The organism is Deltaproteobacteria bacterium GWC2_65_14 (genome assembly GCA_001797615.1).
In the GTDB taxonomy this organism is placed as follows: domain Bacteria; phylum Desulfobacterota; class Deferrimicrobia; order Deferrimicrobiales; family Deferrimicrobiaceae; genus GWC2-65-14.
In genome coordinates, this window is the sequence record MGPV01000004.1 from 39,464 (window position 1) to 45,431 (window position 5,968).

The window sequence follows — 5,968 nt, forward strand, 5'->3', positions numbered from 1 at the left end:
CGCCGGAGAGATGGTGGGGGGGCTTGTCCCGCAGCTCCAGCGCGCCGACGGAACGAAGGGCCTCGCAGGCCCGCTCCTCGGCCTCCCGGTGCTGCAACCCGAGGTTCCGGGGGCCGAAGGCGACGTCCTCGAGGACGGTCGGCATGAAGAGCTGGTCGTCGGGGTTCTGGAACACGAACCCGACCTTGCGGCGGATCCCCGCCCGGGTCTTCTTCCCGACCGGGAGCTCCCCCACGATGACGGTCCCGGAGGTGGGCAGCAGAAGGCCGTTCGTGTGGAGGAGCAGGGTCGACTTGCCTGCCCCGTTCGCCCCCACGATGCCGACCGCCTCCCCGTGGATGACCCGGAACGTGACCCCCCGCAGCGCCTCCGTCGCGTCGGGGTAGCGGTAGACGACATCCCGGAACTCGACGAGGTGGTGGCTCATGCGAACAGGCTCCGCGCGAACCGTCCGACCGTCTCCGGGACGGGGAGGAGGCGGACGACGAGCAGCAGGGCGGCGGTGGCGGCGAGGAAGGCCGCGTCCGCTTTCCTCATCGACAGGGGGTGCCTCGCCGGCATCTCCCCGCGGAATCCGCGGGCGAGCATCGCCCCGTGGATCCGTTCCGCCCGCTCCACGGTCCGTACGAGAAGCTCCCCGGCCAGCCGCGCGAACAGGCGGAGGGGGATTCTCCCGCCCCCGAACGACCGGGACTCCCGGGCCCGGACCATGCGGGAGGCCTCGTCCAGCAGGACGAACAGGTACCGGTAGAGAAGCAGGAGCTGGGTGACGAAGAGATCCGGGAACCCGAGACGGTTGAGCGCATGGCAGATCCCGGGAAACGAGGTCGTCGCGATCAGCAGGAGCGCCGCGCTGATCGACAGGGAGAACTTCAGCAGGATCGAGGCGAAGGAGAGCCACCCCGCGGCCACCGCGATCCCCGGGGCGATCGCCACAGTCCCGCGGTCGAGCAGCGGGTTGAAGATCCCCACGAACAGGGCGAACGGGGAGACGGCGGCCACCTTGCGGGCGATCAGTCCCCCGGGGATGTCGCCCAGGACCGCGAACAGCACGGGGAAGAGGAAGAGGGGAAGGAGGGACAGGATGTCGTACTTGGGAAAGGAGACCACGGTCGTGACGAAGAGAAGCGTGGCGATCACCTTCGCCCGGGGGTCGAGGCGGTGGACCGCGGTGTCCCGGTACGAGAGGCGGTCCAGGCGGTCCAGGCTCAGGTACTCCTCGAGAAATCGCACGGCCCGCTCCTATCCCGGCGTCCGGGCGGAGGTCCGTTTCCGGAGCCGGCGGATCGTTCCTCCGATCAGGATCGTCAGGAGCAGGACGATCCCCGATCCCACGAGGCCCGACACGGTCGTCCCGACGTCGGGGGCGGATCGGCCGGGGGGGAGGGCGGAGGAGGTCTCTTCCCCCGGCTCTTTCTTCGGCCGGAATCCGTAGTCCGGGAGGATCGCGGTCTTCTCCTGAAGGTGTTTCAGCGCTTCTCCGGTTTCGCCGGACGTTTCGCCCAGCCCCGCCTTTCCGGCCACGCGGGAGATCGACCACTCGAGCCCGTCGGGGTCGGTCGAGGCGAACCACGACAGGAATCCGGCCGACAGCAGGGCGAGGAGGCCGAGGAGCAACAGGACCCTCTTCCGGGAGGGGAGGGTCCGCTCCTCCTCCTGCCATCCGAGGATCCCGGGGCGGGCCGCCCCGACGTACCGGAGAACTCCGGCGGTCACGAACCCTTCGACCAGCCCGATCGCGAGGTGGATGGGAAGCATCATCAGGAGGAAGGGACCGAACGGAAGCTCGCTCCGGCCCGAAACCAGGGTCTGAAGCACGACGGAGAAAGCGCCGAGCTGAAGTCCCCCGACGGCGGATGCCACCGAGGCCAGGGTGATCCGGGAAGCGCTTCCGGACCGGGCGAGGGGGCGGAACAGGAAGGGGAACGCCACGAAGCAGGGGTAGACGCCGAGGTTCCAGATGTTGCACCCCAGGGCGAGCAGTCCCCCGTCGGCGAAGAACAGCGCCTGGACGGTGAGGACGGAGGCCATCGCGAGGAAGGCCGCATGGGGACCGAGAAGGGCGGCGAGGATCATGCCGCCCCCGAGATGTCCGCTCGACCCGGTGCCCGGGATCGAGAAGTTGATCATCTGGACGGCGAACACGAACGCGGCGGCCACTCCCATGAGGGGAACCGTGCGATCGTCGATCCGTTTTCCGACCCTGCGGGAGCACCATCCGACCGCCGCCGCCGTCCCGGCCCAGAAGGTTCCTCCCACCGCGGGGGAGAGCAGGGCGTCCGACATGTGCATGGCGTACCTCCGAACCCTTCTGACCCATGGATGCCACTATTTTACAATTGGTGGCACCGCGGGGAGAAAAAAAAGGCGGGCCCTCCCGGAGGTCAGGTCAGCGCCGTTCCCTCCGCCGTCGCGGAAAAGGTGCCGTGCTTGACTCCCCGGGTGCCGATCAGCCGGTCGGCGATCCGTTTCAGGTCCGCCGCCTTGCCGCGCAGCACCAGGACTTCGAGGCAATGATGGGCGTCGAGGTGGACGTGCAGGGTGGAAACGATCGTCTCGAAATGGGCGTGCTGAAGGTCGGTCAGCTTGTCCGACAGGTCGCGGGTGTCGTGATCGTACACGAGGGTGATCGTGCCCACCGCCTCTCCGGTCCCCGATTCCCACTGCTCCCGGACGAAGGCCTCCCGGATCAGGTCCCGGATCGCCTCCGAGCGGTTGGCGTATCCCTTCCGCAGGATCAGGCGGTCGAACCGCTTCAGGAGGGCTTCGTCCAGAGATACGCCGAACCGGGTGACACCGGGCATGACGCCCCCCTTCCTACTTCCCCAGCTTCTCCGGCACCCGGAAATCGCGCCCGCAGTGGGGGCAGATGATGCTGTCCCCGGGCTGCCAGTTCCGCGCATCCTTCTGTGAGGCGCATGCCGGCAGTAGCAGAAGGATCAGGAAAAGAAACACACCGATCCGAAGTCTCATCTGCGTCTCCTTTCGCCCTCATACTATAATGGTCCGTCGGGGAATGCCAGAAGGGGAACAGGGAAGGCGGGAGGACGGATGGAGATCCGGGGGTGGGTGGACTTCGCCGAGCAGGTGGCCCGGGGGGCCGGGGCGATCCTGAAGGCCTATTACGGGAAGCGCCACGAAATCCGGTACAAGGGGGAGATCAACCTGGTCACGGACGTGGATCGCAGGTCCGAGGGCTACATCATGGAGCGGATCCGGTCCGCATTCCCGGACCATGGAATCCTGTCCGAGGAGAGCCTGGAGGTGACCTCTCCCTCCCCCTACCGCTGGATCGTCGATCCGCTCGACGGGACGACGAACTACGCCCACGACTATCCCTGTTTCTGCGTCTCCGTGGCGCTCGAGCGGCAGGGGGAGCTGCTGGCGGGAGCCGTGTACGACCCGATGCTGGACGAGTCGTTCACCGCGGGGGCGGGGACGGGGGCCTGGCGCAACGGGGAGAGGATCGCGGTCTCCGATACGCAGGAACTGCGCCGCTCCCTCCTGGCCACCGGTTTCGCCTACGACGTGAAGCATTCCGCGGACAACAATTTCGGCTTGTTCCGGGAGTTCGTCCTCACGGGGCAGGCGATCCGCCGGGACGGCTCCGCCGCGCTGGACCTCTGCTACCTCGCCTGCGGGAGGTTCGACGGGTTCTGGGAATTGCTCCTCAAGCCGTGGGACACGGCCGCGGGGCACCTGATCCTTCTGGAATCCGGGGGGATGGCGACCCGCCTCGACGGATCGCCGTACGACATCCACCAGCCGGAGATCCTGGCCTCGAACGGCCGGATCCACGGCCAGATGATGGAGGTGGTGCGGAGGGCGCGGCAGGGAGGCGACCGGTAGCGGAAGCCCCCCCGCCGCGGAACCGCTACTTCTTCTCCCCCTCGACCAGCCTCACCCCGTACTGGTCGTGCTGGAAGGGGTGGACGTCGGGGAACTTCGAGAAGAGCCATCCCTTGAAGACCGTATTCCCCTTATCTAGTATCTCGATCCGGGCGGCCGGGTTCTCCAGGGCGTTCGAGTTCGAGGTGATCGAATCGGCCGTCATTGCGAAATGAGGCAGAAAGTCGCCGACCTTCACGGTGAGGTCGGAGTCGGGGACCTTGAACTCCGAGTTCAGCGGGATGCTGAACGGTTTCTTCGCCTTCTTCCCCTTGAACTCCACCTCGATCTTGACCGCCTTCCAGGCCGCCTTGACGTCGGGGGGGACAACGACCTTCTTCTCGGGTCCGCCCGTCATGCCGTGGGGTGGTGCGCCGGGCTGTCCCGGCGGGACTTCCTGCATCGGCGGGGGAACCGGCGGCTGTTCCTTCGTCTTGCAGGACGCAAACGGGATGGAAACCAGCAGGAGCATTGCGACGATCACACCGATCTTTTTCATCCAGTCCTCCTCGTTCGATACGCCCCGGTATCGGGGCGAAGATCCACTGCTCGACGGTGAATGGCGGAGAGGGAGGGATTCGAACCCTCGAGGCGGGGATTAGCCACCTACGCGATTTCCAGTCGCGTTCCTTCGGCCAGCTCGGACACCTCTCCGTGGTTCGGAATGATTTCAAGGAACAGGTTCGAACAAAATGGCGGAGAGGGAGGGATTCGAACCCTCGGTACGGTTTTACCCGTACAACCGCTTAGCAGGCGGTTGCCTTCAGCCGGCTCGGCCACCTCTCCGTCGTGGCATTCCATCTGGCGGAGGGAGTAGGATTTGAACCTACGGAAGCTTGCGCTTCAGCGGTTTTCAAGACCGCCGCCTTCAGCCGCTCGGCCATCCCTCCGGAACCTTTTACTTATAGCAGAATCGTTCCGGGGCGCGCCATGAAAAACGGATGACGGAATTGGAAAACCGGGCAGCGCTGTGATACAAGAAAGCAATTTTTCCTCGCGGGGTCTGCCGCGGAAAGGACCGGTCCCCATGAAGTTCGTCGACCTGCAAAGCCAGTTCGCCGCCTGCGAGACGGAAATCCGCAAGGAAATCGACGAGGTCCTGCGGACGGGGCAGTTCGTCCTGGGGCCGAAGGGGAGCGGGCTGGAGACGGCGCTGGCCGCCTATGTCGGCGCGAAGCACGGGATCGGATGCTCCTCGGGGACCGACGCGCTCCTGCTGGCCCTCATGGCCTACGGAGTCCAGGCGGGGGACGAGATCGTGACCGTTCCCTTCACCTTCGTCGCCACCGCCGAGGCGATCGCGCTCACGGGGGCGATCCCGGTGTTCGTGGACATCGACCCCACGACCTGCAATATCGACGCGGCCAGGATCGAGGAGGCGGTCACGAAAAAGACCCGCGGGATCCTCCCGGTGAGCCTCTACGGGCAGTGCGCCGCAATGGAGGCGATCGGCTCCATCGCCGCGGAGTATGGCCTGTTCGTCGTGGAGGACGGCGCCCAGTCGTTCGGGGCGGAGCGCAACGGGCGGATGTCCTGCGGCTTCCCGCACATGGGCGTGACCTCCTTCTTCCCCTCCAAGCCGCTGGGCTGCTACGGGGACGGAGGGATGGTGTTCACCTCGGACGATGCGCTGGCGGACCGCGTGCGGGGGTTGCGAAACCACGGGCAGTGGGAGCGCTACCGGCACCGGATGATCGGGATCAACGGACGGCTCGACGAGATCCAGGCGGCGGTGCTCCTCGGAAAGTTCCCGCGGTTCGGGGACGAGGTGAAACGCCGCGCCCGCCTGGGAGCCCGGTATTCGGAGCGCCTCGGCGATGTCGTCTCCGTGCCGGCGATCGCGGAGGGGAACAGCCACGTCTTCGCCCAGTACACGATCCGCACGCCGTCCAGGGACGAACTCGCGGCGCACCTGAACGGAAACGGGGTCCCGACCGCCGTCCACTACCCGATTCCCCTCCACCTGCAGGAGGCGTTCCAGGGGCTGGGATACAAAACGGGCGATTTTCCGGCATCCGAGGCGGCCGCCCGGGAGGTCGTCTCCCTTCCGATGTCGGCCTACCTCTCGGAAAGCGACCAG

General features: G+C 66.6%; 6 protein-coding genes, 3 tRNA genes and 1 pseudogene (1 of these 10 only partly in view). 2 read left to right on the forward strand and 8 right to left on the reverse strand.

Annotated elements, in window-relative coordinates; all coding sequences use genetic code 11:
• The 4 genes and pseudogenes from A2X88_03055 to A2X88_03070 all read right to left on the reverse strand — a co-directional run.
• A pseudogene (locus A2X88_03055) lies at nucleotides 1-427 on the reverse strand (cobalt ABC transporter ATP-binding protein); it reaches 256 nt to the left of the window's first position.
• Nucleotides 424-1,233 carry a cobalt ECF transporter T component CbiQ gene (locus A2X88_03060; protein OGP35761.1) on the reverse strand — a complete coding sequence of 270 codons (810 nt, stop codon included), beginning with the start codon at nucleotides 1,231-1,233 and terminating at the stop codon, nucleotides 424-426. Before A2X88_03060 ends, A2X88_03055 begins: the two are co-directional and overlap by 4 nt.
• Before the next feature lie 9 nt (nucleotides 1,234-1,242).
• Nucleotides 1,243-2,292, reverse strand: coding sequence for a cobalamin biosynthesis protein CbiM (locus A2X88_03065; protein ID OGP35762.1), 1,050 nt, complete (start codon nucleotides 2,290-2,292; stop codon nucleotides 1,243-1,245).
• A gap of 92 nt (nucleotides 2,293-2,384) precedes the next feature.
• Nucleotides 2,385-2,804, reverse strand: coding sequence for a nickel-responsive regulator (locus A2X88_03070; protein OGP35763.1), 420 nt, complete (start codon nucleotides 2,802-2,804; stop codon nucleotides 2,385-2,387).
• A gap of 247 nt (nucleotides 2,805-3,051) precedes the next feature.
• On the opposite strand from A2X88_03070, the gene A2X88_03075 reads away from it, so the two are divergent.
• Nucleotides 3,052-3,849: an inositol monophosphatase gene (locus A2X88_03075; GenBank protein OGP35764.1), complete on the forward strand. Its 798-nt coding sequence runs from the start codon at nucleotides 3,052-3,054 to the stop codon at nucleotides 3,847-3,849.
• A gap of 25 nt (nucleotides 3,850-3,874) precedes the next feature.
• Here the strand turns inward: A2X88_03075 and A2X88_03080 are convergent, their stop codons facing one another.
• From A2X88_03080 to A2X88_03095, 4 genes are all read right to left on the reverse strand, one after another.
• Nucleotides 3,875-4,387, reverse strand: a complete 513-nt coding sequence (locus A2X88_03080) for a hypothetical protein (protein OGP35765.1) — start codon at nucleotides 4,385-4,387, stop codon at nucleotides 3,875-3,877.
• A gap of 61 nt (nucleotides 4,388-4,448) precedes the next feature.
• Nucleotides 4,449-4,542 (reverse strand) — tRNA-Ser (locus A2X88_03085).
• Between the two features lie 39 nt (nucleotides 4,543-4,581).
• Nucleotides 4,582-4,674: transfer RNA gene (locus tag A2X88_03090), tRNA-Ser, on the reverse strand.
• A gap of 16 nt (nucleotides 4,675-4,690) precedes the next feature.
• Nucleotides 4,691-4,778 (reverse strand) — tRNA-Ser (locus tag A2X88_03095).
• Between the two features lie 137 nt (nucleotides 4,779-4,915).
• Here A2X88_03095 and A2X88_03100 point away from each other — a divergent pair.
• The coding region (locus A2X88_03100) for an aminotransferase DegT (GenBank protein ID OGP35766.1) at nucleotides 4,916-5,968 on the forward strand (1,053 nt) is incomplete at its 3' end.

What these genes read in the sequence shown, in the direction of transcription:
- A2X88_03065 (OGP35762.1), bottom strand. Translation starts at nt 2,292, where the DNA reads ATGCACATGTCGGACGCCCTGCTCTCCCCCGCGGTGGGAGGAACCTTC.
- A2X88_03075 (OGP35764.1), top strand. Translation starts at nt 3,052, where the DNA reads ATGGAGATCCGGGGGTGGGTGGACTTCGCCGAGCAGGTGGCCCGGGGG.
- A2X88_03070 (OGP35763.1), bottom strand. Translation starts at nt 2,804, where the DNA reads ATGCCCGGTGTCACCCGGTTCGGCGTATCTCTGGACGAAGCCCTCCTG.
- A2X88_03080 (OGP35765.1), bottom strand. Translation starts at nt 4,387, where the DNA reads ATGAAAAAGATCGGTGTGATCGTCGCAATGCTCCTGCTGGTTTCCATC.